The sequence below is a fragment of the Pseudomonas sp. F2 genome, assembly GCF_057174385.1.
The window spans coordinates 345,048-367,333 of sequence record NZ_CM169904.1; the positions used below are offsets into that span (position 1 = coordinate 345,048).

Consider the following 22,286-nt stretch of genomic DNA (forward strand, 5'->3'; position numbering starts at 1 on the left):
AGGAAGCTTGCCATGTTAAGTAGAACTGCCTCGGATCTGTACTGGATGTCGCGTTACCTGGAGCGGGCGGAAAACCTCGCGCGGATGCTCGATGTCAGTTATTCGCTGTCGCTGATGCCGCAGGACGGTCGCGGCGACGGTCTGCACGAGCTGGCCATGCCGCTGCTGATTACCGGCACCCTCGACGATTACCTGGAGCGTCACGGCGAACTGCATGCCGAACGCCTGCTGCACTTTTTCGCCCTCGATGCGGCCAACCCGGCGAGCATCTACAGCTGTCTCGGCGCGGCGCGGGCCAGTGCGCACGCGGTGCGTGGACGAATCACCGCAGACATGTGGGAGAACATCAACGCCACCTGGCTGGAGATTCGCGGCATTGCCGAGCAGGGGCTCAGCCGTTACGGCATGAGCCGTTTCTGCGAGTGGATCAAGGAGCGCTCGCACCTGTTCCGGGGCGCGTCCTACGGCACGATCATGCGTAACGATGCATTCCGCTTCATTCGCCTGGGCACCTTCATCGAGCGTGCAGACAACACGCTGCGCCTGCTCGATGCGCGCTACGAAATGGCTGGCGATCAGGCCGAGGCCGTCAGTGACGGCACCGCCCACGCTTACTATCAATGGAGTGCGCTGCTGCGGGCGCTGTCGTCATTCGAGGCCTACACCGAGATCTACCGCGACGCACCCGGCGCCCGGCATGTCGCCGAGCTGCTGCTGTTGCGTGCCGATGTGCCGCGCTCGCTGCGCGCCTGCACCGAGGAAATCGACCAGATCCTCGCCCAGTTGCCAGGGGCCAACGGCCGTCCGGCGCAACGTCTTGCCGCTGAGATGGACGCGCGTCTGCGCTACACCGGCATCAACGAAATCCTTGCCGAAGGCCTGCACGCCTGGCTCACCGAATTCATCCCGCTGGTGCGCCAGTTGGGCAATGCGATTCACAGTTCATACCTGGAGGCTGCATGAGACTTTCCATTAGCCACGAGACCACCTATCACTATGAAGATCAGGTGCGGGCGAGCATCCAGTATCTGCGTCTGACCCCGCACGACAGCGAGCGTCAGCACGTATTGAGCTGGCAGCTTGACCTGCCGCGACCGGTGCGCGCGCAGCTCGATCCGTTCGGCAACATCTTGCATGTGCTGACCATGGACGAACCGCACGAAGCAATCATTATCGGCGCCCGCGGCCAAGTGGATATCGACGAGTTGCGTGAGGCCGAGCATGAGAGTCAGTCGGCGCTGCCGTTCCTGCGTTTCACTCGCCTGACCGAGGCGGACGAAGCGTTACGTACGTTTGCCGAAAAATCCTGCAAGCAGCGACGTGACCGCACCGCCCTGATCGATCTGATGCACGGCTTGAATCAGCACATGACCTACACGCCGGGCTCCACCGAAGTCGACACCAGTGCCGCCGAAGCCTTCGCCGGGCGCGCCGGGGTTTGCCAGGATCACACTCATGCCTTTCTCGCCTGTGCACGTAGCCTGGGGATCCCGTCACGCTACGTTTCCGGCTATCTGTACAGCGAGGACGCCGAGCATCTGGCCAGCCATGCCTGGGCCGAAGCATGGCTGGATGACGCCTGGTACAGCTTTGATGTGACCAACCAACTGGCCCGACCGGAGCGGCACCTGAAACTGGCGGTGGGCCTGGATTATCTGGATGCCTGCCCGGTGCGCGGCATGCGCCGGGGTGGGGGGAGCGAGCAGATGCATGCGAAGGTGTTGGTGTCGCCGACGCCAGTCATTTCCGTGCAGCAACAGTAGATCCGGGATACCGCTATCGCTGGCAAGCCAGCTCCCACAGGTTATGCGCTGACTCTGAATCCGCGGTAATCCCGTGGGAGCTGGCTTGCCAGCGAAGAGGCTGGTGATATCACCGCAACGCTTATGGCTTGATCTTGCGCCCAGCCATGTGCTGCAAATAGCCGACCAGCAACTGCAAATCCGCCTCCGGCAACACCTCCGCCGAAAACCCCGGCATCTTCGCCTGTGGCCACTGGCGCAAACTCTGTGGATCACGAATGTAGCGCTTGAGGAAGTCCGCGCCGAAATACTCGGTTGGGTTGTACGGGATGTTCAGGTCCGGTCCGAACTGCGCATCGCCCGCACCGTTCAAGCGGTGGCAGGCCAGGCAGTTCTTCTGGAACAGCGCAAAACCCTGATGCACCGGGTCATTCGCTTTCAGCGCGGGATCCGGCAACAGGGCAGGGAAGCGCTCGGCCACTGGTGCCATGCGCTTGATGCTTGCCACCTGGAACGGCCATTGTTCCGGGCTGATATTACCGGCCTGCGGGTCGGTCCATACCAGATAGAACGGCCCTGCGCTGTGCTTGCCTTCGGACAGCGGCGGCCACGGCTGCGCCGGGTCTTCGATCGCCAGCCAGGCCCGTGCGCCTTTGGTATTGAGCAACGGTGCAGCGCTGAGCTCGGCGGCAAAGCCGTCCAGCGCCACCGCTTGCAGATGATCGCCCGGTTTGATGCCCGTGAGCAGCGCCGCGACCGGGACGGCGCGATAAGTCATGTCCTTCTTGTAAGACACATCATTTTTGATGGTCAGGGTTTGTACCTGAGGGTGCTTGAGCAATTCCTCGGTCTGCCAGGTGTGATGGGTTGCGCCGAGCTGCAGATCCAGCTGTGCGGCAGACAAGGGCATGCTCAGCAGCAAGGCCCAGAACACAATGAGCGTTTTCAAATGATCGCCGTCCATGTCGTAGGAGTGCGCAAAGGTTGGCACAGCCACGCTGGCCCGGGAAGCGGGCCAGTCACATTGTTGATGGCAATGAAATGCACCCGGCCGGCGAGTCAGCCGATGACCTTGGTCAGGTTCGGCAAAATCAGCAACAGCGTGGTGGCGAAAAGAATGAGCCCGGCTTGACGAACTTTCGGTTGTTTGAACATGGCTTGACCGCCTTTATTGTTATTTCCTGATGTTTGCCTGCATATCCATGACGGCAAACGCTGCACTTCCTGTAGAAGAACGTCGGCCCCGGCAAAACCCGACGACCCTGACGTACATGTACTACCTTAGAGCCCGCGTCACGCGCGGCTTAGATCCATTTCGTATGTATTTACTGCTGCTGGCAATAAAAAAGACATGAGGCGTATTGCCAGCTTCTGCGCCGACCGCTTGCTAGACAACTCGCTGACCTGAACCGGTTCACCTGAAGGTGGATGACCGTCCGTCTGAGCGTGCGCGTCAACATCATTGAGCGCTGTGGTCATTGAATCCTCGACGGCGCGGGATAACAGTGAAACCACGAAATTCACTTACCGCACAGGTTCGAGGACGTCATGACCCAAGCTTTGATTTTCGATGCGCTGCGTACGCCCCGCGGCAAAGGCAAGGCCGATGGCGCGCTGCACAGCGTCAAACCGGTGAATCTGGTCGCGGGGCTGTTGACCGCACTGCAGAGCCGTACCGCGCTGGACACCAGCCAAGTCGATGACGTGGTACTCGGTTGCGTCACGCCGATTGGCGATCAGGGTTCCGATATCGCCAAAACCTCGGTGCAGGTGGCGGACTGGGACGTCAGCGTTGCCGGTGTACAGATCAACCGCTTCTGCGCTTCCGGTCTGGAAGCGGTGAATCTCGGCGCCATGAAAGTCCGCTCCGGTTTCGAGGATCTGGTGGTGGTCGGTGGCGTCGAGTCGATGTCGCGGGTGCCGATGGGCAGCGACGGCGGCGCCTGGGCGCTGGACCCGCAGACCAACCTGCACAGCCACTTCACCCCGCAGGGCGTTGGCGCGGATCTGATCGCTACCCTTGAGGGCTTCAGCCGTGAGGATGTCGATACCTATGCGTTGCACTCGCAGCAGAAAGCTGCGCGGGCACGGGCCGACGGTTCGTTCAACAAGTCGTTGGTGCCGGTGCAGGACCAGAACGGCATTATCCTGCTCGACCACGACGAATTCATTCGCGCCGAATCGACGATGGAAGGCCTGGGCAAACTCAAGCCGAGTTTCGAAATGATCGGCCAGATGGGCTTCGATGCCACCGCGCTGCGGGTTTACAGCCATGTCGAGCGAATCAACCACGTACACACGCCGGGCAACAGCTCCGGGATCGTCGACGGTGCGGCGCTGATGTTGATCGGCTCCGAAGCCAAGGGCCGTGCGCTGGGTTTGCAGCCTCGGGCGCGTATCGTCGCCACGGCGGTGACCAGTACTGACCCGACGATCATGCTCACCGGCCCGGCGCCGGCCACCCGCAAGGCACTGGCCAAGGCCGGTTTGCGCGTGGAAGACATCGACCTGTTCGAGGTCAACGAGGCGTTTGCCTCGGTGGTGCTCAAGTTCATCAAGGACATGGCGGTCGACCCGGACAAGGTCAACGTCAACGGCGGCTCGATCGCCATGGGCCATCCGCTGGGCGCCACCGGTTGCGCGATCCTCGGCACCTTGCTCGATGAGCTGGAAACCCGGGGGCTGCGTTACGGCCTGGCGACGCTGTGCGTCGGCGGCGGCATGGGCATTGCCACCATCATCGAACGCCTTTGAGCCCCGAATTCAAGGAATCTTGTTATGAGCGAAGCCATTCGTTACGAAAAAGGTCAGGACGCCATCGTCGTGCTGACCATCGACATGCCGGGCCAGAGCGCCAACACCATGAACGCCGTATACCGCCAGGCCATGGGCGCCTGCGTCGCGCGGCTGGTGGCGGAAAAAGACAGTATTGCCGGGGTCATCATCACCTCGGCGAAGAAAACCTTCTTTGCCGGCGGCGACCTCAATGAGCTGATCAAGGTCGGTAAACCCGAGGCCAAAGCCTTCTATGACATGGTGCTGAGCCTCAAGGGGCAATTGCGCACCCTGGAAACCCTCGGCAAACCGGTGGTCGCAGCGATCAACGGTGCGGCGCTCGGCGGAGGCTGGGAAATCTGCCTGGCGTGCCATCACCGGGTGGCGCTGGACGATGCGGCGGTGCAACTCGGTCTGCCGGAAGTGACCCTCGGGCTGTTGCCGGGCGGCGGCGGGGTGGTGCGTATGGTGCGTATGCTGGGGATCGAAAAGGCGCTGCCGTATCTGCTCGAAGGCAAGAAGATCCGCCCACAGCAGGCGTTGCAGGCCGGTCTGATCGATGAGCTGGCGGCGGATCGTGACGAGTTGCTGGCCAAGGCGCGCGCCTGGATTGTCGCCAACCCGAGTGCGGTGCAGCGCTGGGACGTGAAGGGCTACCAGATTCCCGGCGGCACGCCGTCGAATCCGAAGGTCGCACAGATGCTGGCGATTGCGCCGTCAATCCTGCGCAGCAAGACTCAGGGCACGCTGCCCGCGCCGGAGAAAATCCTCTGCGCGGCGGTGGAGGGCGCGCAGGTCGACTTTGACACTGCGCACCTGATCGAAACGCGTTACTTCACCGAACTGACCACCGGGCAGATCTCGAAAAACCTGATCGGCACCTTCTGGTTTCAGCTCAACGAAATCAATGCTGGCGGTTCGCGGCCGCAGGGCTTTGAGCCCTATGTCACGCGCAAGGTCGGTGTGCTCGGCGCAGGCATGATGGGCGCCGGTATCGCCTTCGTCAGTGCTTCGGCCGGTATCGACGTGGTGCTCAAGGACATCAACCTGGCGGCGGCCGAGAAGGGCAAGGCCCACTCGGCGGCATTGCTGGACAAGAAAGTCGCCCGAGGGCAGATGACGGCTGAAAAACGCGAGGCGGTGCTGGCGCGGATCCAGGCCAGCGAGAGCGATGCCGATCTGGCGGGTTGCGATCTGATCATCGAGGCGGTGTTCGAAGACCGTGAACTGAAGGCCAACGTCTCTGCGGTCGCGCAAAAAATTGTCGGTCCTGACGCGGTGATTGCCTCCAACACGTCAACGTTGCCGATTACCGGACTGGCGACGGCAGTACCTGATCAGAGCAAGTTCATCGGTCTGCATTTCTTCAGCCCGGTGGACAAAATGCCGCTGGTGGAAATCATCAAGGGTGCGCAGACCAGTGCTGAAACCCTGGCGCGCGGTTTCGACTTCGTCCTGCAGATCAAGAAAACCCCGATCGTGGTCAACGACAGTCGTGGTTTCTTTACCTCGCGGGTGTTCGGCACCTTCACCAACGAAGGCATCGCCATGCTCGGCGAGGGTGTGAGTGCGCCGATGATCGAGACCGAAGCGCGCAAGGCCGGGATGCCGGTCGGGCCGCTGGCGATCTCCGACGAAGTTTCCCTCAGCCTGATGAGCCATATCCGTCAGCAAACGGCCAAGGACCTGCAAGCGGAAGGGAAACCGCTGACAGAGCATCCGGCGTTCGCTGTGATTGACTTGCTGCTCAACGAATACAAGCGCCCGGGCAAAGCTGCCGGCGGGGGCTTCTACGATTACCCGGCGGGTGGTCAGAAGCATCTGTGGCCGGAGCTGAAGACGCGTTTCGAGAAGGCTGACGGGCAGATTTCGCCGAAGGATGTGCGTGATCGTCTGCTGTTCGTGCAGGCCCTGGAAACCGTGCGCTGTGTGGAGGAGGGCGTTCTGACTTCGACGGCGGATGCCAACGTCGGCTCGATCTTCGGCATCGGATTTGCGCCGTGGACCGGCGGCGCGTTGCAGTTCATCAATCAATACGGGGTGCAGGACTTTGTCGCACGCGCGCAGTATCTGGCCGAGCAGTACGGCGAGCGCTTTGCGCCACCGGCGCTGCTGCTGGAGAAAGCCGCGAAAGGCGAGCTGTTTTAAGTGATCGGCTGAACGCTGCGGGGCTTGCCTTGCCGGGGTGTTTCAAGGCAGGCTCTGGGTGTTCATTATTCCCATCACGTGTCAGGTATTTTTTATGTCGCTACGCATCTGCATTCTGGAAACCGACATCCTGCGTCCGGAACTGGTCGATCAATATCAGGGTTACGGGCAGATGTTCCAGCGCCTGTTCTCGCAGCAACCGATTGCCGCCGAGTTCACCGTGTACAACGTGATGCAGGGCGAATACCCGAGCGACGACCTGACCTTTGACGCGTACCTGATCACCGGCAGCAAGGCCGATTCGTTCGGCACCGACCCGTGGATCCAGACTCTCAAGCAATACCTGCTGACTCGCTACGAGCGTGGCGACAAGCTGCTCGGCGTGTGCTTTGGCCATCAACTGCTGGCGCTGTTGCTGGGCGGCAAGAGCGAGCGTGCCACTCAGGGCTGGGGCGTCGGCACCCACAACTACAAACTGGCGGCCAAGGCACCGTGGATGAGCCCGGTGCGGGAAGAGTTGACGTTGCTGATCAGCCACCAGGATCAGGTCACGGCGTTGCCGGAAAACGCCACGGTCATTGCCTCCAGCGATTTCTGCCCGTTTGCCGCGTACCACATCAACGATCAGGTGCTGTGCTTCCAGGGCCACCCGGAATTCATCCACGACTATTCGCGGGCACTGCTGGATCTGCGCCAAGACGCGCTGGGGTCACAGATCTATTCCCAAGGCGTGGCCAGCCTGGAGCAGGAGCACCATGGCACCACCGTGGCGGAATGGATGATGCGGTTTGTGGCGCACAAGCCAGAAGCTGCTTGATAGCAGATCAAAAGATCGCAGCCTGCGGCAGCTCCAACAGGGTGTACACCATCCCAATGTAGGAGCTGCCGCAGGCTGCGATCTTTTGCATTTGCTTCCCTACAACCACCCCGACCTCTTGAAACTCGCCCACAAACTCACACACCCCACCGTGATAAACCCCAGCACGGCGAAATAGCCGTAATGCCAGCTCAGCTCCGGCATGTTCTGGAAGTTCATCCCGTAAATCCCCGCGACCGCCGTCGGGAACGCCAGAATCGCCGCCCACGCGGCAAACTTGCGTTGCACCACACTTTGCCGTGACGCCTCCAGCAACACGCCGATCTCGATGGTCTGACTGGCAATGTCCGCCAGCGTCGTCAGGTCTTCCATCTGCCGCGTGACGTGAATCTGCACATCGCGGAAGTACGGGCGCATGTTCTTGTCGATGAACGGGAAACTCAGTTTCTGCAGCTCCTCGCCAATCTCCACCATCGGCGCTGCATAACGGCGCAGGCGCAACACATCGCGGCGCAGGCCGTGAAGTTTCTGGATGTCATGCTCGTTCAACGCACTGCACAGCACGTTGCGCTCCAGTTCATCAATCTCGGCATGAATCGCTTCGCCGACTGGCTGGTAGTTTTCGATCACGAAATCCAGCAGTGCATAGAGGACGAAATCTTCGCCGTGCTCGAGCAACAGCGGCCGCGCCTCACAGCGCTGGCGGACATGCGCATAGGACGCCGAGTGGCCGTTGCGGGCGGTGATGATGTAGCCCTTGCCGGCGAAGATATGCGTTTCGATGAACTGCAAAATCCCATGCTCGCGGATCGGCGAGTAGGTGACGATAAACAAGGCGTCACCAAAGGTTTCCAGCTTTGGCCGGCTGTGTTTTTCCAGGGCGTCTTCGATGGCCAGTTCGTGCAGGTTGAACTGGCGTTGCAGATTGGCCAGCTCCTGAGCGTCCGGCTCTTCCATACCGATCCAGACAAAATGCCCGGTTTTTGCGGCCCAGGCGGCGCCTTCGTCAAGCGTGATATTGGTGACTTTCTTACCGGCGCTGTAAACCGCAGCAGCAACAACTCGACCCATGGTGGTGATTCACTTCTTCTTGGCAGATGGCAGGGAATACAAGGCTTCAGCTTAGCCGTGTCGCTGCTTGAGAGTCAGTGAAATCTGCACAGTTCACCCGGCAAAAGAAAACCCGCACGAGGCGGGTTGGTTTTTCACGCAGCTTGCAGCTGCTGATCCATCGCGGCGATGCATTCCCGCATCTGTTCACGGCACTGGGACATGAGCATGGGCATGTCATCCATGGTCAGCCCGGCTGTAGGAATCGCCGGCAGCGAGCGTATGAGAATTTTCCCGCTGCGCCAGCGGTTCAGGCGCATGTGCTTGATGTAGCTGCTGACGCATACCGGCACAATCGGCACACCGGCGGCGATCGCCATCTGGAACGCGCCTTTCTTGAATGGCAGCAGTTCTTCACCGAGGTTGCGCGTGCCTTCCGGGAACACCCAGATCGACGTGTCTTCGTGTTGCAAGGTGTGGGTGGTGGTGAGCATCGACTTGCGCGCCTTGTGCGCGTTCCCACGATCGATCAACACGTTGCCTGCCAGCCAGAACAGTTGCCCGAACAGCGGCACCCATTTCAGGCTTTTCTTGCCGATGCACACGGTCCGGCGGGGTACCACGTTGCCGAACACGAACAGGTCGTAGTTGGACTGATGGTTGGCCACGATCACGCAGCTGTCGGGCTTGTTCATCAACGGGCCGACATCAGCCTTCACACGCAAACGCAAAATACACATGGCCGGTAGCGCGTAGAGGCGGGCGCACAGTCGGCTGTTGTCCGGGTTGAACGGACGGCACAGCCCGAGGATCACGCCCAGCACGCCGGCCAGAATAAAGTGCAGGCCCATCAATAACATACGAAACACAAACAGCATTTTCAGGCCCCACCGGGACAAAAGGTGGCGCAGTGTACGGATGTGCACTGTTTTCGGCAATTGCTGCTATAGAGTGCGGAGATAGGCGATGTTTAAGCGCATGTTTCCGAGTCGACCGTCAGACCCGTCCTAGAGCCGTTGATGCTTCATCAACCGAACGCGCAAGAAAAAGCCCGACACGACGGTCGGGCTTTTCTTCGGCTCGGGAAGCGTGGGTTTAACCCAGATGCTCCTGATCCTGAATGATCGCGTTGTCGAGGGCTTCGAGCAGTGCCTTGCGCACTTTGAGCTTGGTGTTCTTGTGCGCGTTCATGTTGATCTTCTTCAACTGACGCGCTGCTGCCAGGGCTGCGCCTTGCAGCTCTTCGGCAGTCACCACCTTGTCGAGGAAACCGGCATCCACCGCGCTTTTCGGATCAAACATCTCGCCGTTGATCACCGAACGGTGAAACGCCGAACGACGCAAGCGATCACGGGCCAGCTCGATGCCGGCGTGGTGCATGGTCATGCCGATCTGCACTTCGTTCAGGCCGATGCTGAACGGGCCCTCGACGCCGATGCGGTAATCGGCAGACAACAGCAGGAACGCGCCTTTGGCCACCGCGTGACCAGGGCAGGCGACAATCACCGGGAACGGATGAGAGAGCAGGCGGCGGGCGAGGGTCGAGCCAGCAGTGACCAGCGCCACGGCTTCTTTAGGCCCGGCGGTCATCACCTTCAAGTCATAGCCGCCCGATAGAATTCCCGGCTGACCGGTAATGATCACGATGGCACGATCAGTCTTCGCCTGATCCAGCGCCGCGTTGAACGCCGCAATCACGTCCGGGGAAATGGCATTGACCTTGCCGTTGTTCAAGGTCAGGGTCGCGATACCGTCTTCGAGGTGGTAGGCAATCAACTCACTCATGACGCTATTCCTTGTAAGAAAGATGGGCAGACGTTACCCACCGCCGCAGGCCAGGTAAAGCGCCGTGACTGACCCGCCAGTCACCGTTTCCGGCCGCGCCCGGCGTAGCACGCCGTTCTGCTTCTATATAAAAGGGTGGCCGTCACCAGAGATTGTCCGGTTTGCCATCGCCCAAGGTGGGGCGAAACGCCTTTATGCCTTAAGCGCATGAAAATTCTGAAAAAAAGTTTGCCATCAGAAAAGCTTTCGACTACATTAGCGCGCCTCGACAGACAGAACATGTTTGAAGAGATACGGTGAAGTGTCCGAGTGGCTTAAGGAGCACGCCTGGAAAGTGTGTATACAGGAAACTGTATCGAGAGTTCGAATCTCTCCTTCACCGCCACATTCTGAAACCGCAAACCCCTGATTTTTCTAGAGAAAATCGGGGGTTTGTGGTTTTTGGCGTCTGAAAAAAGGTCATATGGGACTGAGTTGGGACTGGAGCGCTGTTTTGGTGCGAGAGATTGTGTGCAACGAACGCTGCGGTGCTGATGATTCGTCTGCCCTGAACTACGCTCTCCAAAAACCTCGCTCAAGGGCGATCCCATGCCAAACAGTTCTGAATCCAACGTCGCCACGGCAGATGCTCTGACATTGCTGCTGCACAACCAACATAGCAATCGAAGAAGTCACGAAACGGCTTTCGGATAATGGCGTAGGGAGTATTGCAGACAGCGCAGTCGGGGCCATAGAAACCATAGACAAAAATGCTGAAGCGATTACAGAGGCGATTCTGCGACTACGCCAGTCTTGGTCGCTCAAGCCAACAGCTATCGACCTTCCACTGTCACTCAGATTTGTCTAAAAACTATGGCCGATTCAGTCAGCCGCCTCCGTAAGAAGCCGATTGGAGCGACGGGGTAGCGTCAGCGTCAAAGATGTTCATCTAAAAGTTCACGAAGTCCAGAGAGTTGCGCGCCAACGTCTCTGATGTCCAATTTCTCCCACTCCGCGTGAAGAGCATGGTTGCGGACTGCAGCGTATGATTTCAAACGCTTCGCCTTCACCTGCGTAAAGACGCCGTGCTTGGTCAGTTCATCAATGAGAGGTTCGAGAGACATACCCCCCACTGCGATCTCAACCTTCCGCGCTATGCGCTTGATAGTGTCTTCTAGTACCGCAGAAGCCAGTATGGCAGCCTCGTTGACTTTGCCGGCCTTGTGATATTGCGTCGCGTGATCAAGGAAGTCATCGAACGCTGAGGCGACTACTTGGTCCTCGAGTTTCACCAGCAACCCAGCTTTCGCTTCAAGCTGCACCGACTGAAGCAGACCCAGGAGTTTTTGGACGGATGAAACAGGAAACCCACCTTTGAGATCCTCGAGCTCGACGATCCTCTGCAGCTCGGACCTATAGAAACTGCTAGGCGGGACGACCTGATGTATTACGTTAGCCGCGGACGAGAACCAACTCTGCGCCTCCACGACGTCTTGCATCCAGTAGTCTTGGGATGAATGTGACCGGGCGGCGGCATTGCCCCGTGAGATCAGTTCATCGATTCGCTTGAGCACGTGATCTTGCATCGTATTCGTCCCTGATGTTGTGGAACATTGAAAGCCAACGCACGATAACGATGGCAACCTGCCAAGCCATCGTCGTAGCACTCGAGCATCACAGATGCCTAGCTTTCACCGGTGCACCTTAGCTATACAAGCACGGAAGAATGTTTAAGATGCACTCGGAAATTGCGCAAGCAATCGCGTGGCCTGGTGAGCGAGGTTCGCTCAAGAAAATTTTGCGGCATTGACTTTTGTGTCGTGTTGCACCCGATCATCTCTAATTTAGAAGTGAAATAGCTATGGATAGTGACGACAAAATTTGTGACGGTTGTGCGTTGCCGGGAAGCGCCTGTACTTGTGGTACTTGCGAAGATTGTGACGAGAAAGTAGGCGACTGCATTTGTGAACGTTGCAGCGACTGTGGAGTAAATGTAGACCACTGTGCTTGCCCGACTTGTGATCATTGCGACCAAAAAGAAACTGAGTGCGAATGTAATACATGTCGCGATTGCGGTGAAAAAGAGCCTGAATGTTCCTGTGAGGCTACTGGTTGATTCTCTCTCGCGTGCTGAGTTACGTGCGTAACGGCCTCTAGGCCCTTAAATTTTCCGAGGGACTGCTTCTGGCCATTCGCTTATATCGATAGAAAAGAGTGTTGTGCCGGAAGCGTCGAAGGCGAATACCTGTTCGGGAGTGGCTCATGCCGGTTGAGACCGGATCATTGAATTCCGCCCTATGTTCAATCGGCCCCCACACCAGGTCATGGTGTGGGGGCCTTTTTCTGGCATCGTGGAAACCAGTCCCTCCCTGGCTGGCTTATCACTCCATGACCTTCTGGCTTCTCCGAAAGTGCTGGTCTCAGCGGATTCAGCGCAGAGCTGAAACCGGTGACAGCTTCAAGGCCATTTGCAACATCTCCACCACATCAGATCCGTCTTCATTTATCCACGTCCCGTAGTGTTGACGGATCATGTTCCCGTTAGTGTGGCCCATCTGTTCGGCGATCCAGTTGATCGACGCCCCCCGGTGGTCAGCAACTGACTGGCGTAGGTGTGCCGGCACTGCCCGGGTCCCCGGTAGCGAACGGCGGCAGCGAGCAAGTGCGCCTTGATGAAGCGATCGCGCACCGCGAAATCATTGGCGTGCGGCAGGCCGTTTTTGGTGTTCAGGAACACAAAGTGCAGCTTGTCGTTTCTGGCGTCTGGATTCAAATCCGCTGCGCAAGTCATGCGCGCAAGTGGTCGGCCTGATTTTCCATAGCGCATTACAATCGCCGCTTTATCAGTAGAAAAAAGGACTGTTCCCATGATCATCTCCACCACCCATGCCATCGAAGGCCGACAGATCACCGCGTACCTGGACATTGTCAGCGCGGAGTCGGTGCAGGGCGTCAATGTGATTCGTGATGTGTTTGCCGGCATGCGCGACTTTTTCGGTGGGCGCTCGCAGACGCTGGAGCGGGCGTTGAAAGAGGCGCGGGTTCAGGCGACGGACGAGATCAAGGAGCGGGCTCGAGCGTTGCAGGCGGATGCGGTGGTCGGGCTGGATTTCGAGATCAGCATGCCGGCGGGCAAGGGCGGCATGGTCGTGGTGTTCGCGACCGGCACAGCGGTCAAGTTGCGTTGAGGTTGTGCAGGTCAGCGCCATGGCTTGGATCCCATAAGCTTCAGGGCGTCTTCGGGTAATGGGATGTTGAAGAGGTGTAGGCCATTCGTCGGGCATCGGTCGAACTGAACCGCAAGTCCAGTAATGACCGGCTAGTCTCAAAAGCCTTGGAGGTCGATATTTTTTCGGGCAAAAGGGCTTTGCCGGTGTCGATCTATTGCAAAGGGGAGAGGCTATGACTGATCCGTATATCGAAGACGATGGAGCCGAGTTTTCATTCAATAACTGTGTCCGTTGCGGCCAGACGGAGTATCAATCGGGCTTTGGCGAGGACCCGGTGCAGACCGGCAAGATCAAGTCCACCGCGCCCAAGGGGCCGAAAGCCAAATTCCTTCCGAAGGTTTCGGCCCGGTCAAGAAAGTAAGGTGAGACCAAACAACCCCGTCTATGAACGGGGTTTTTTATGCCTGATGTTTATGAAAGGAAATCTCCTACAAGTGATAGGGCAGATTCGGTTTTTTTTTCACAAACTTTTCACGTCCACGGACGTAGGGTGAAGCCATCCGTTAGAAAGCAAGTCTCCAGCCCGTCTCCCCAGCGGGCTTTTTTTTGCCTGCGATAAAACCTTTTGCCAAATCGCTGTCCAATCGGCGCCAAGTGCTCGGCGGCAGCTGATTTTTCTGGACTTCAGCGCGTCGGCAGCTTTCAATCCCGGCCCCTTTTGATCTCCCTATTTTTGAGGTTTTTGTCATGCGTCTAACATTGCCCGCTCTGGTTCTAGGGCTTCTGGTTGCTCAAGGTGCGGTGGCTGGTGAAGGCACTGCGGCACTCGGCGGCGGTCTGGGTGGTGCGCTGGGTAATGTGGTCGGCCAGAAAATGGGCGGCAGCACCGGCGCGGCGATTGGTGCCGGTGTTGCAGGCGCGGCCGGCAGTGCGATGGCCGCCGGCAAAGGCAGCCGCACCAAGGCGGCTATCGGCGGTGGTGTTGGCGCGGCCGGTGGTTCGGTAATCGGCAACAGCCTGGGCGGCCGAAATGGCGCGACCATTGGCGCCGGCCTGGGTGGCGCTGCCGGTGGTGCCGTCGGCGCCAACCTGTCCAAAGGTCACAAGCGTCACTGATTGCGAACGTTGTCAGAAAAAGCCCGGCTCGACCGGGCTTTTTCATGGCTGAACGTTTTTCCGAAAAATGTCTCCAATCTGACATAGGCCCTGTGGGCATTCCGTCCCGATTCGGGAACTGTGAGGTTCAAATGCGTTTGTCATTATCTGCACTGTTTTTCGGATTACTGGTCGCCCAAGGTGCGATGGCCGCCGGCGATGGTAGCGCCGCCGTCGGTGGCGGACTGGGCGGTGTGCTCGGTAACGTGGTCGGTGGCCAGCTCGGCGGCAGCACTGGTGCCGCGGTTGGCGCGGGGGTTGGTGGCGCGGCGGGTAGCGCGGTCGGGGCGAATAAACACAATCGCACCGAAGCCGCCATTGGCGGTGGCTTGGGTGCTGCTGGAGGATCGGTGGTCGGTAACAGCCTGGGCGGCTCCACCGGTTCAGCCATTGGTGCGGGTTTGGGCGGCGCGGCCGGTGGTGCGGTTGGCAACAACCTGGGAGATGACGGCGGCAAAGCTCATTCCGGTGGTGGCCACAAGCACAACAAGTACAAACATAAAAACCGCCATCATTGATCGAATATTCGAAAACAAACCCGGCCTGGTGCCGGGTTTTTCGTGTCTGGCGGTCTGGCACTGGAACGATTGGCTGTAGGGCTTTTCGAACGTTATACAACCCACCCGACATAGAGGTTTGCCATGACGCCCGAAACCGAAGGCAAGGAAGAAAAAGGCCCGAGCGGTCTGCCATTTATCAATGATCCGGGCAACGAAGATCCCGGGTCGCTGATGGATGATGCGACCGTGCCGTTGAATGATGCGGATGAAGCAGACATGGAGTATGAAGAGGATGAGGATGAGCAGTAATTGCTTGTTCTTTTGATCCTGATCGGTGGTGATGCGAGTCTTTAGGGCCTGGGGTTCTGTCAGGCCCTTGGGAGGTGGGAGATGGGTGGTGAGCAGAAAGATGACGATGTCGATCAAACGCCGGAGTATCCGCTGCCTTCTCCTACGGATCCTTTAGGGCGGGATGAGTTGCCGTTGGAGGATGAGGAGGAGTAGCGCCTCTGGTGTGATTCTGAAGGTCTCGCCAGCACCTAGGTAAAAAAGTCGGGAAATCAGGCGTTATCTGTAGGGCATTTCGCTAAACATCAGCGAGTCATTCCACGGCCGGTAAACATTGCCCGTTGCTCAATGTCTGCTGGCCTCGCTATGCTGCTGAACCCATTAATCAGATCCAAGCAGCGGCGCCGGCCGCGCCGCCCGGGATGTTTTTGATAACGGATCCGATGATGAATGCACCGATGAAGACGTTTGGCCCGATCAAGGCCGTGATTTTCGACATGGACGGTTTGCTGCTGGACACCGAGGGCATCTACACCGAGGTCACCTCGCTTATTGCCGAGCGTTACGGGCGGACTTTCGACTGGAGCGTTAAACAGAACATCATCGGGCGCGGCGCCAATGATCTGGCGAACTACGTGGTGCAGGCGCTTGATCTGCCGATCAGCGCTGAAGAGTTTCTGGTGATCCGCGAGCCGCTGATGCGTGAACGCTTTCCCAATGCTCAGGCGATGCCGGGCGCGGAGGAGCTGATTCGCCACCTCAAGGCACACAACATCCCGATCGCCGTAGGCACCAGTTCGTCGCGACAGTCGTTCGGCCAGAAAACCACCTTGCACCGCGACTGGTTTGCGCTGTTCGACTTCATTGTCACGGCGGACGACCCGGAAGTCGGCGCAGCCAAGCCGGCGCCGGACATCTTCCTCACTGCGGCCCGGCGTCTGGGTGTCGCGCCTGAGGATTGCCTGGTGTTCGAGGATTCGCCGTTTGGCGTTACCGCGGCGAAAGCGGCGGGGATGACTGCCATCGCGATTCCCGACGCGGCCATGGCTGATGAAAAATACACTCACGCCGACGGGATTCTGCGCACGCTCAAGGCATTCACCCCGAGTGCCTGCGGTTTGCCAGCGCTGGAGTGGACTTGAGCCCCCAGTAACGCGCCCATAAAAAACGCCGCTCTCTGTAAAGAGGTGCGGCGTTTTTTGTACCCGGGATTCAGCGCAATCAGGCGCCGAAACCACCGTCGATGGTCAGGCTGGCACCGGTGATGTAACCGGCTTCCGGGCCCACCAGATAGGCGACGAAACCGGCGATTTCATCGGCAGTGCCGTAACGGCCCACCGCCATCAGCGGGATCAGGCTTTCAGCGAAATCACCGTGCGCGGGGTTCATGTCGGTGTCGACCGGGCCGGGTTGCACGTTGTTGATGGTGATGCCGCGCGGGCCGAGGTCGCGGGCCAGGCCTTTGGTCAGACCGACCAGTGCTGATTTGCTCATCGCGTACACACCGCCACCGCCGAAGGGCATGCGGTCGGCGTTGGTACTGCCGATGTTGACGATGCGCGAACCTTCGCCCATGTGCTTGGCGGCTTCCTGAGACGCGATGAACACGCTGCGTACGTTGATCGCCAGCGTCTGGTCGAAGTCTTCCAGTTTGAAGTCTTCCAGCGGCGCGATGGCCAGGACGCCGGCGTTGTTCACCAGAATATCCAGGCGGCCAAAGGCGTCGACGGTGGCGCTGACGGCGTTGCGGATAGCGCCTTCGTCGGCGCTGTCGGCCTTGATCGCCAACGCTTTGCCGCCGTTGGCGGTGATGCTGTTTTGCAATTCTTCGGCCTTGGCGGTGGAGCTGACGTAGGTGAAGGCGACCGCGGCGCCTTCGGCGGCCAGACGTTTGACGATGGCGGCGCCGATACCACGGGAACCGCCTTGAATCAGAGCGACTTTGCCGCTGAGGTGTTGAGTGGTCATGTTCGATCTCCAGAAAATTCAAGGCGGGGTGCCTTGTTGTTGGAGCCGAGTATCGGCCTCGCATCGACAACCGTGTAGACCATGATTGCTATAGTCTGTGTAAACCAGAAGTTTATAGTGGCGATCATGGAAACTTTCAGCAGTATCGAATGCTTCGTGCGCAGCGCCGAAGTCGGCAGCTTTGCCGAGGCCGCCCGGCGCTTGAGCCTGACCCCGGCCGCCGTCGGCAAGAGTGTGGCGAAGCTCGAGGTGCGGCTCGGTGTACGGCTGTTCCAGCGTAGTACACGCAGCCTGACCCTGACCGAGGCCGGCAAGCTGTTTTTGAGTCAGGTCAGTGGCAGTCTGACGACGATTCAGAATGCGGTGGCCAATCTGTCGAGTGTGGAAGGACTGCCGGCGGGGACGTTGAAAGTCAGCATGGGCACGGTTTTCGGGCGTTTGTACATCGTGCCGTTGCTGCAAGAGTTTTTACGTCGGTTTCCGGCGATCAACCCGGACTGGCATTTTGATAACCGTCAGGTCGACTTGATTGGGCAGGGTTTCGATGCGGCGATTGGCGGGGGCTTTGAATTGCCCCAAGGCGTGGTCGCACGCAAGTTGGCACCCGCGCATCGTGTGTTGGTGGCGTCTGCTGACTACCTGCAAAAGCACGAGGCGATTGCCGAACCGGACGACCTGCAACGTCACGATGGTATCCTGATTCGTTCGCCGCAAACCGGTCGGGTGCGCTCCTGGCAGTTGATCAGCAGCGGCAGTCAGCTCTGTCAGCCCTTGACCCTGAAGACGCGAATGACCATGAGCGACTCCGAAGCCGCCTGCGCCACGGCAGCGCAGGGGCTGGGGATCGCGCTGGTCAGCATGCCGTTTGCCGTGGGGTATCTGGAGGCTGGCACATTGCAGCGCGTACTGCCGGACTGGTACATCGATGACGGCAACATTTCGATCTACTACGCCGAGCATAAATTGTTGCCAGGCAAGACTCGGGCGTTTGTCGATTTTGTGATTGAGCAGTTTGCAGAGCGGGGGTTGGCTCGGCGGTTCAGTGCTGTTTGAGCAGGACTTTGGGACCGAGGTGTGGCCATCGCGGGCAAGCCACGCTCCCACAGGTTCTTCGTCGCTCACATGATGGTGATACAACGCGAAACCTGTGGGAGCGAGGCTTGCCCGCGAAGAACGATAACGCGGTCTACCGGGCAAACCGCTCCGCCCAGCCTATGATCTGCTTCGGCCGGGGCGTCGCATAGGTCCGCACTTTGGACGTCGACAACCCCAGCCGCACCAGCGATTCAGCAATGGTCACCGCCGCCGTCACGCCGTCCACCACCGGCACCCCGGTACGGCGGCGAATCTGTTCATCCAGCCCGGCCATGCCGCCGCAACCCAGGCAGATCACTTCGGCCTTGTCCTGGGTCACCGCCAGTTCCGCTTGTTGCACGATGGCTTCCAGCGCCCGTTGTGGCTCGTGCTCCAGTTCCAGCACCGCCAGACCGCTGGCCCGCACCGATGCACAGCGATCCCACAAGCCGGACAGTTTCAGTCGATCCTCGATCAGCGGCACGGTGCGATCCAGCGTCGTGACCACCGAATAGGCGTGGCCGAGAAACATCGCAGTGCTGGCGGCGGCGTCGGTGATGTCCACCACAGGCACGTTCAGCAGTTCCTGCAAACCTTCGCGACCGTGTTCGCCGTAACCCGCCTGAATCACCGCGTCGAACGGTTGGTCGTAGGACATCACCCGATCCATCACGGCGATGGCCGCCAGATAACTTTCGAAATTGCCTTCCACCGAGTCGGCGCCGAAGAACGGCGTCAGACCGACGATTTCCGTACCGGGGGCAGCGACCGCTTGCGCCGAGCGGGCGATGGCCTGGGTGATGGATTCGGTGGTGTTGACGTTGACCACAAGAATACGCATGAGAAGTCCTTATTGCGGGCAGTTCGGCGGCCCGAAGTCCGGGCCGCGAGGAAATTAATGGCTGACGTTATCGACGGCGATGGATTCGCCGCTGACGTCGGCGTAGTGCGGCTGACGCTTGGCGATGATCAGGTAGAGCAGGGCGGCGATGCCGGCACCCACCAGCCAGGAGAACGGCGAAATGCTGTGGAACCCCGGGACCAGCGCCAGGACGATGGCAATCAGCGCTGCCGGAATGAACGCCGCCACCGCGCGGAAATTCACCCCGCGGCTGTAGTAATAGGCACCGTCGGGATCTTCGCTGTACAACTGCGGGACGTGGATCCGGCCTTTGCGGATCAGCCAGTAGTCGACCATGATCACGCCGTACAACGGGCCGAGCAGGGCGCCGAGGCCTGAGAGGAAATACACGATTACCAGTGGGCTGTTGTAGAGGTTCCACGGCAGGATCAGCACGGCGATGGTCGCGCTGATCAGCCCGGCGCGGCGGAAGGTCAGGTATTTCGGCGCCAGGTTGCTGAGCACGAAGGCCGGGGCGACGAAGTTGGCCATGATGTTCACCGCCACGGTGACGATCAGGAACGCCAGGCAACCGAGCACCAGAAAGAATGTGTTGGGAATCGAAGCGATGATTTCGGTCGGGCTTTCGATGACCCGCCCGTTGATCTGAAATTGCGCGCCGCAGAGCAGGACGGTGATGGCAGCGAACACCAGAATATTGACCGGCAGGCCCCAGAAATTGCCGACCTTGATGGTCTTGCGGCATGGCGAGGAGCGGGCGAAGTCGCAGAAATTCAGGATCAGCGTGCCGTAGATCGCCAGCCACAGCGCGCCGCCGGCAAAGATGTTGCGCCACATCTCGCCACCGGTCAGCGGGTCGCGGATCGACCAGGCGATGGTCGCATTGGCCTGGGTGTACATCCACGCGGCGAGCGCGGCGACGGTCAGCAGAATCACCGGCCCGGCAAAGGCTTCGTAACGGCGGACCATTTCCATGCCATAGGCGAGGATCGCCAGTTGCACGAACCAGATCACCACGAAGCACACCCAGCCCAGCGTTGACAGGCCGAGAATCGAGTTGTGGTCGTAATCGGCGAACCCGGGGTGAATCGCTGTCAGCAACACGCGAAATACCACCGACGCCAGATACGTCTGAATGCCGAACCAGGCGATGGCGATTACCGCGCGAATCAATGCCGGAATCTGCGCGCCGTGAATGCCGAAACTGATCCGGCTGATCACCGGAAACGGCACCCCGGTTTTCTGCCCCATGTAGCCGGACAGGTTCATGAAGAAGTACACCAGCGCCGCACCGATCCCCAGCGACAGCAGAATCTGCCAGCCGCCCAGGCCCAACGCATACAGGCCGATGGCGAACGAGTAGTTGGCGATGTTGTGCACATCGTTGGTCCACAGCGCGAAGATGCTGTATTTGCCCCAGCGCCGACCTTCGGCCCGGGTCGGTGCGAGGTCGCTGTTGTGCAGGCGTGGGCTCAGTTGTAGCGGGGCGGCCAGACCCACGTCGGGCGATGGTTGGTCGAGGGCAGAGGCGGGCAGATTCAACGCGATGTTGTTGGAGAGACTTGTACGCATTCCGGCAGGCTCCTGATGGGCGGGGCCGCGATGACTGTGCATGAGCTCAGGGCTCGACAAATCTTCGTCGCGGCCAGCAAACATCACTGGTTACGGGGCATCTGCAGCCTGTACGGGATAGGGCGCTTCAGGCTTGCGGATCGAAAGTGTGGATAGATGTTTTGCAGTTTTGTATACAAAACATGTATGCACCAAAGCCAGATCTGTGCCAGTTAGCGATCTATGGAGCGCTGCGCTCATTTCGAAAAGTTATCAATGAACGCTAAGTGGTTGAAAATATTTGGTTATAAATTGACCGATTGAACAGTTATTTATTTTTTGCGGGGGATTTTGCGCAGGTGGCAAGACAGAGGCATTTTGCCAAGGGATGTAACTTTTCAGGGCGCTAAAACAAAAAGTGCACACATAAATGGCACCGATGGTGACATTCGTGTGTACACATTTTTAAGGTCGCACAGGTGCAAAAAAGTGGGAGCGAGCCTGCTCGCGAATGCGTTGGATTAGTCAGCGAAGATGTCGACTGAGATTCCGCATTCGCGAGCAGGCTCGCTCCCACAGGGGATGTCAATGGATTTAGAGATCAGGCCTTGCTGATGATATTCCCCGCATGCAGCCCGCACTCTTTCTGCGTGGCTTCTTCCCACCACCAGCGGCCTTCGCGTTCGTGCTGGTTCGGCAGGACCGGGCGGGTGCAGGGTTCGCAGCCGATGCTGATGAAGCCGCGCTCATGCAGGCTGTTGTAGGGCAGCTCGAGCATGCGGATGTAGCCCCAGATCTCTTCGCTGGTCATTTGCGCCAGCGGGTTGAATTTGTACAGGGTGCGTTCCGGGGTGGAGAACGCGGTGTCGATTTCCAGCACCGCCACGGCGCTGCGGGTCCCCGGGCTCTGGTCGCGACGCTGGCCAGTGGCCCAGGCTTTGACGCCAGACAGTTTGCGGCGCAGCGGCTCGATCTTGCGGATGCCGCAGCATTCGCCATGACCGTCCCTGTAGAAGCTGAACAGGCCTTTTTCCTTCACGAACGGTTCGAGTTTCGTGTAGTCCGGCGACACCAGTTCGATATCGATCTTGTAGTGCTCGCGCACCTGATCGATGAAGCGATAGGTTTCCGGATGCAGGCGGCCGGTGTCGAGGCTGAACACCTTGACGTTCTTGTTCAGCTTCCAGGCCATGTCCACCAGCACCACATCCTCGGCGCCACTGAAAGAGATCCACAGTTCATCACCGAACTCGGCGAACGCGAGTTTCAGGATGTCCTGGGCGGATTTGTTGGCATAGGTCGTGGCGAGTTCCACGACATCGAACGTTGGGCTCATCAGGGCGGCTTCCTACAGGTCGGTGGCGCTGGGCGCTCTATATGGCGCCGATGGTAACAAAAAGCGGCGGAGTAAGGGGCGCCCGC

Annotated in this window: 21 protein-coding genes, 1 tRNA gene and 2 pseudogenes; 14 read left to right on the forward strand and 10 right to left on the reverse strand. The window is 59.2% G+C overall.

Going from position 1 to position 22,286, the window contains the following annotated elements; genetic code table 11:
- Positions 1 to 12: 12 nt before the first annotated feature.
- The gene (locus AC193Q_RS01610) at positions 13 to 963 is read left to right on the forward strand and encodes an alpha-E domain-containing protein (RefSeq protein WP_007960702.1); all 951 of its coding nucleotides are present in this window, start codon (positions 13 to 15) and stop codon (positions 961 to 963) included.
- Positions 960 to 1,763: a transglutaminase family protein gene (locus AC193Q_RS01615; protein ID WP_047292964.1), complete on the forward strand. Its 804-nt coding sequence runs from the start codon at positions 960 to 962 to the stop codon at positions 1,761 to 1,763. Before AC193Q_RS01610 ends, AC193Q_RS01615 begins: the two co-directional genes overlap by 4 nt.
- A gap of 121 nt (positions 1,764 to 1,884) precedes the next feature.
- Here the strand turns inward: AC193Q_RS01615 and AC193Q_RS01620 are convergent, their stop codons facing one another.
- A complete protein-coding gene (locus tag AC193Q_RS01620; protein ID WP_483879618.1) occupies positions 1,885 to 2,706 on the reverse strand; it encodes a c-type cytochrome in 822 nt (273 codons plus the stop codon).
- A gap of 584 nt (positions 2,707 to 3,290) precedes the next feature.
- On the opposite strand from AC193Q_RS01620, the gene AC193Q_RS01625 reads away from it, so the two are divergent.
- From AC193Q_RS01625 to AC193Q_RS01635, 3 genes are all read left to right on the forward strand, one after another.
- Positions 3,291 to 4,496 (forward strand): acetyl-CoA C-acetyltransferase, encoded by a 1,206-nt coding sequence (locus tag AC193Q_RS01625; protein WP_047292966.1) that lies wholly within the window; start codon positions 3,291 to 3,293, stop codon positions 4,494 to 4,496.
- A 24-nt stretch (positions 4,497 to 4,520) separates the two neighbouring features.
- Positions 4,521 to 6,665 carry a 3-hydroxyacyl-CoA dehydrogenase NAD-binding domain-containing protein gene (locus tag AC193Q_RS01630; RefSeq protein ID WP_483879075.1) on the forward strand — a complete coding sequence of 715 codons (2,145 nt, stop codon included), beginning with the start codon at positions 4,521 to 4,523 and terminating at the stop codon, positions 6,663 to 6,665.
- A 94-nt stretch (positions 6,666 to 6,759) separates the two neighbouring features.
- Entirely contained in the window at positions 6,760 to 7,482 is a 723-nt protein-coding gene (locus AC193Q_RS01635) for an amidotransferase (RefSeq protein ID WP_047292969.1), read from the forward strand.
- A 99-nt stretch (positions 7,483 to 7,581) separates the two neighbouring features.
- Here AC193Q_RS01635 and AC193Q_RS01640 read toward each other — a convergent pair whose 3' ends face one another.
- The 3 genes from AC193Q_RS01640 to AC193Q_RS01650 form a co-directional block, all read right to left on the reverse strand.
- The gene (locus AC193Q_RS01640) at positions 7,582 to 8,553 is read right to left on the reverse strand and encodes a magnesium and cobalt transport protein CorA (protein WP_483879076.1); all 972 of its coding nucleotides are present in this window, start codon (positions 8,551 to 8,553) and stop codon (positions 7,582 to 7,584) included.
- A 134-nt stretch (positions 8,554 to 8,687) separates the two neighbouring features.
- Positions 8,688 to 9,410, reverse strand: a complete 723-nt coding sequence (locus AC193Q_RS01645; protein ID WP_047292972.1) for a 1-acylglycerol-3-phosphate O-acyltransferase — start codon at positions 9,408 to 9,410, stop codon at positions 8,688 to 8,690.
- A 217-nt stretch (positions 9,411 to 9,627) separates the two neighbouring features.
- Positions 9,628 to 10,317, reverse strand: a complete 690-nt coding sequence (locus AC193Q_RS01650) for a crotonase/enoyl-CoA hydratase family protein (protein ID WP_041068922.1) — start codon at positions 10,315 to 10,317, stop codon at positions 9,628 to 9,630.
- Positions 10,318 to 10,612: 295 nt separating this feature from the next.
- Here AC193Q_RS01650 and AC193Q_RS01655 point away from each other — a divergent pair.
- Both AC193Q_RS01655 and AC193Q_RS01660 read left to right on the forward strand, forming a co-directional pair.
- Positions 10,613 to 10,702: transfer RNA gene (locus AC193Q_RS01655), tRNA-Ser, on the forward strand.
- A 203-nt stretch (positions 10,703 to 10,905) separates the two neighbouring features.
- Positions 10,906 to 11,164: pseudogene (locus AC193Q_RS01660) on the forward strand (hypothetical protein).
- Between the two features lie 67 nt (positions 11,165 to 11,231).
- Here AC193Q_RS01660 and AC193Q_RS01665 read toward each other — a convergent pair.
- Both AC193Q_RS01665 and AC193Q_RS01670 read right to left on the reverse strand, forming a co-directional pair.
- On the reverse strand, positions 11,232 to 11,882 hold the full coding sequence (locus AC193Q_RS01665) for a hypothetical protein (RefSeq protein ID WP_483879077.1): 651 nt from the start codon (positions 11,880 to 11,882) through the stop codon (positions 11,232 to 11,234).
- 843 nt (positions 11,883 to 12,725) lie between these two features.
- A pseudogene (locus AC193Q_RS01670) lies at positions 12,726 to 13,054 on the reverse strand (site-specific integrase); the annotation flags it as partial.
- 109 nt (positions 13,055 to 13,163) lie between these two features.
- Between AC193Q_RS01670 and AC193Q_RS01675 the strand changes: the two are divergent.
- The 6 genes from AC193Q_RS01675 (at position 13,164) to AC193Q_RS01700 (ending at position 16,551) form a co-directional block, all read left to right on the forward strand.
- The gene (locus AC193Q_RS01675; RefSeq protein ID WP_239779010.1) at positions 13,164 to 13,484 is read left to right on the forward strand and encodes a YbjQ family protein; all 321 of its coding nucleotides are present in this window, start codon (positions 13,164 to 13,166) and stop codon (positions 13,482 to 13,484) included.
- 214 nt (positions 13,485 to 13,698) lie between these two features.
- The gene (locus AC193Q_RS01680) at positions 13,699 to 13,887 is read left to right on the forward strand and encodes a hypothetical protein (RefSeq protein WP_007960727.1); all 189 of its coding nucleotides are present in this window, start codon (positions 13,699 to 13,701) and stop codon (positions 13,885 to 13,887) included.
- Between the two features lie 326 nt (positions 13,888 to 14,213).
- Positions 14,214 to 14,582: a glycine zipper domain-containing protein gene (locus AC193Q_RS01685; RefSeq protein ID WP_007960728.1), complete on the forward strand. Its 369-nt coding sequence runs from the start codon at positions 14,214 to 14,216 to the stop codon at positions 14,580 to 14,582.
- 131 nt (positions 14,583 to 14,713) lie between these two features.
- Complete coding sequence (locus AC193Q_RS01690) at positions 14,714 to 15,139, forward strand: YMGG-like glycine zipper-containing protein (RefSeq protein ID WP_121184477.1); 426 nt, start codon at positions 14,714 to 14,716, stop codon at positions 15,137 to 15,139.
- A 123-nt stretch (positions 15,140 to 15,262) separates the two neighbouring features.
- Positions 15,263 to 15,430, forward strand: a complete 168-nt coding sequence (locus AC193Q_RS01695) for a hypothetical protein (protein WP_003223252.1) — start codon at positions 15,263 to 15,265, stop codon at positions 15,428 to 15,430.
- A gap of 425 nt (positions 15,431 to 15,855) precedes the next feature.
- Positions 15,856 to 16,551, forward strand: coding sequence for an HAD-IA family hydrolase (locus AC193Q_RS01700; protein WP_047292977.1), 696 nt, complete (start codon positions 15,856 to 15,858; stop codon positions 16,549 to 16,551).
- 79 nt (positions 16,552 to 16,630) lie between these two features.
- Here the strand turns inward: AC193Q_RS01700 and AC193Q_RS01705 are convergent, their stop codons facing one another.
- Positions 16,631 to 17,377 carry a 3-oxoacyl-ACP reductase family protein gene (locus AC193Q_RS01705; protein WP_047292979.1) on the reverse strand — a complete coding sequence of 249 codons (747 nt, stop codon included), beginning with the start codon at positions 17,375 to 17,377 and terminating at the stop codon, positions 16,631 to 16,633.
- A 126-nt stretch (positions 17,378 to 17,503) separates the two neighbouring features.
- Here AC193Q_RS01705 and AC193Q_RS01710 point away from each other — a divergent pair, with 126 nt between their 5' ends.
- The gene (locus AC193Q_RS01710) at positions 17,504 to 18,430 is read left to right on the forward strand and encodes a LysR family transcriptional regulator (RefSeq protein WP_047293057.1); all 927 of its coding nucleotides are present in this window, start codon (positions 17,504 to 17,506) and stop codon (positions 18,428 to 18,430) included.
- Between the two features lie 133 nt (positions 18,431 to 18,563).
- On the opposite strand, the gene AC193Q_RS01715 is transcribed toward AC193Q_RS01710, so the two are convergent.
- From AC193Q_RS01715 to AC193Q_RS01725, 3 genes are all read right to left on the reverse strand, one after another.
- Positions 18,564 to 19,292: an aspartate/glutamate racemase family protein gene (locus AC193Q_RS01715; protein ID WP_047292982.1), complete on the reverse strand. Its 729-nt coding sequence runs from the start codon at positions 19,290 to 19,292 to the stop codon at positions 18,564 to 18,566.
- Positions 19,293 to 19,346: 54 nt separating this feature from the next.
- Entirely contained in the window at positions 19,347 to 20,885 is a 1,539-nt protein-coding gene (locus tag AC193Q_RS01720) for an NCS1 family nucleobase:cation symporter-1 (protein WP_121184479.1), read from the reverse strand.
- 580 nt (positions 20,886 to 21,465) lie between these two features.
- Positions 21,466 to 22,200, reverse strand: a complete 735-nt coding sequence (locus AC193Q_RS01725; RefSeq protein WP_047292986.1) for a phosphoadenylyl-sulfate reductase — start codon at positions 22,198 to 22,200, stop codon at positions 21,466 to 21,468.
- Positions 22,201 to 22,286: the final 86 nt, after the last annotated feature.

Excerpts from the sequence above, each read along its gene's own strand:
- AC193Q_RS01715 (WP_047292982.1), bottom strand. The coding sequence starts at position 19,292 with ATGCGTATTCTTGTGGTCAACGTCAACACCACCGAATCCATCACCCAG.
- AC193Q_RS01665 (WP_483879077.1), bottom strand. The coding sequence starts at position 11,882 with ATGCAAGATCACGTGCTCAAGCGAATCGATGAACTGATCTCACGGGGC.
- AC193Q_RS01705 (WP_047292979.1), bottom strand. The coding sequence starts at position 17,377 with ATGACCACTCAACACCTCAGCGGCAAAGTCGCTCTGATTCAAGGCGGT.
- AC193Q_RS01620 (WP_483879618.1), bottom strand. The coding sequence starts at position 2,706 with ATGGACGGCGATCATTTGAAAACGCTCATTGTGTTCTGGGCCTTGCTG.
- AC193Q_RS01615 (WP_047292964.1), top strand. The coding sequence starts at position 960 with ATGAGACTTTCCATTAGCCACGAGACCACCTATCACTATGAAGATCAG.
- AC193Q_RS01650 (WP_041068922.1), bottom strand. The coding sequence starts at position 10,317 with ATGAGTGAGTTGATTGCCTACCACCTCGAAGACGGTATCGCGACCCTG.
- AC193Q_RS01640 (WP_483879076.1), bottom strand. The coding sequence starts at position 8,553 with ATGGGTCGAGTTGTTGCTGCTGCGGTTTACAGCGCCGGTAAGAAAGTC.
- AC193Q_RS01725 (WP_047292986.1), bottom strand. The coding sequence starts at position 22,200 with ATGAGCCCAACGTTCGATGTCGTGGAACTCGCCACGACCTATGCCAAC.
- AC193Q_RS01710 (WP_047293057.1), top strand. The coding sequence starts at position 17,504 with ATGGAAACTTTCAGCAGTATCGAATGCTTCGTGCGCAGCGCCGAAGTC.
- AC193Q_RS01700 (WP_047292977.1), top strand. The coding sequence starts at position 15,856 with ATGAATGCACCGATGAAGACGTTTGGCCCGATCAAGGCCGTGATTTTC.
- AC193Q_RS01675 (WP_239779010.1), top strand. The coding sequence starts at position 13,164 with ATGATCATCTCCACCACCCATGCCATCGAAGGCCGACAGATCACCGCG.
- AC193Q_RS01625 (WP_047292966.1), top strand. The coding sequence starts at position 3,291 with ATGACCCAAGCTTTGATTTTCGATGCGCTGCGTACGCCCCGCGGCAAA.
- AC193Q_RS01685 (WP_007960728.1), top strand. The coding sequence starts at position 14,214 with ATGCGTCTAACATTGCCCGCTCTGGTTCTAGGGCTTCTGGTTGCTCAA.
- AC193Q_RS01695 (WP_003223252.1), top strand. The coding sequence starts at position 15,263 with ATGACGCCCGAAACCGAAGGCAAGGAAGAAAAAGGCCCGAGCGGTCTG.
- AC193Q_RS01610 (WP_007960702.1), top strand. The coding sequence starts at position 13 with ATGTTAAGTAGAACTGCCTCGGATCTGTACTGGATGTCGCGTTACCTG.
- AC193Q_RS01690 (WP_121184477.1), top strand. The coding sequence starts at position 14,714 with ATGCGTTTGTCATTATCTGCACTGTTTTTCGGATTACTGGTCGCCCAA.
- AC193Q_RS01720 (WP_121184479.1), bottom strand. The coding sequence starts at position 20,885 with ATGCGTACAAGTCTCTCCAACAACATCGCGTTGAATCTGCCCGCCTCT.
- AC193Q_RS01645 (WP_047292972.1), bottom strand. The coding sequence starts at position 9,410 with ATGCTGTTTGTGTTTCGTATGTTATTGATGGGCCTGCACTTTATTCTG.
- AC193Q_RS01635 (WP_047292969.1), top strand. The coding sequence starts at position 6,760 with ATGTCGCTACGCATCTGCATTCTGGAAACCGACATCCTGCGTCCGGAA.
- AC193Q_RS01680 (WP_007960727.1), top strand. The coding sequence starts at position 13,699 with ATGACTGATCCGTATATCGAAGACGATGGAGCCGAGTTTTCATTCAAT.
- AC193Q_RS01630 (WP_483879075.1), top strand. The coding sequence starts at position 4,521 with ATGAGCGAAGCCATTCGTTACGAAAAAGGTCAGGACGCCATCGTCGTG.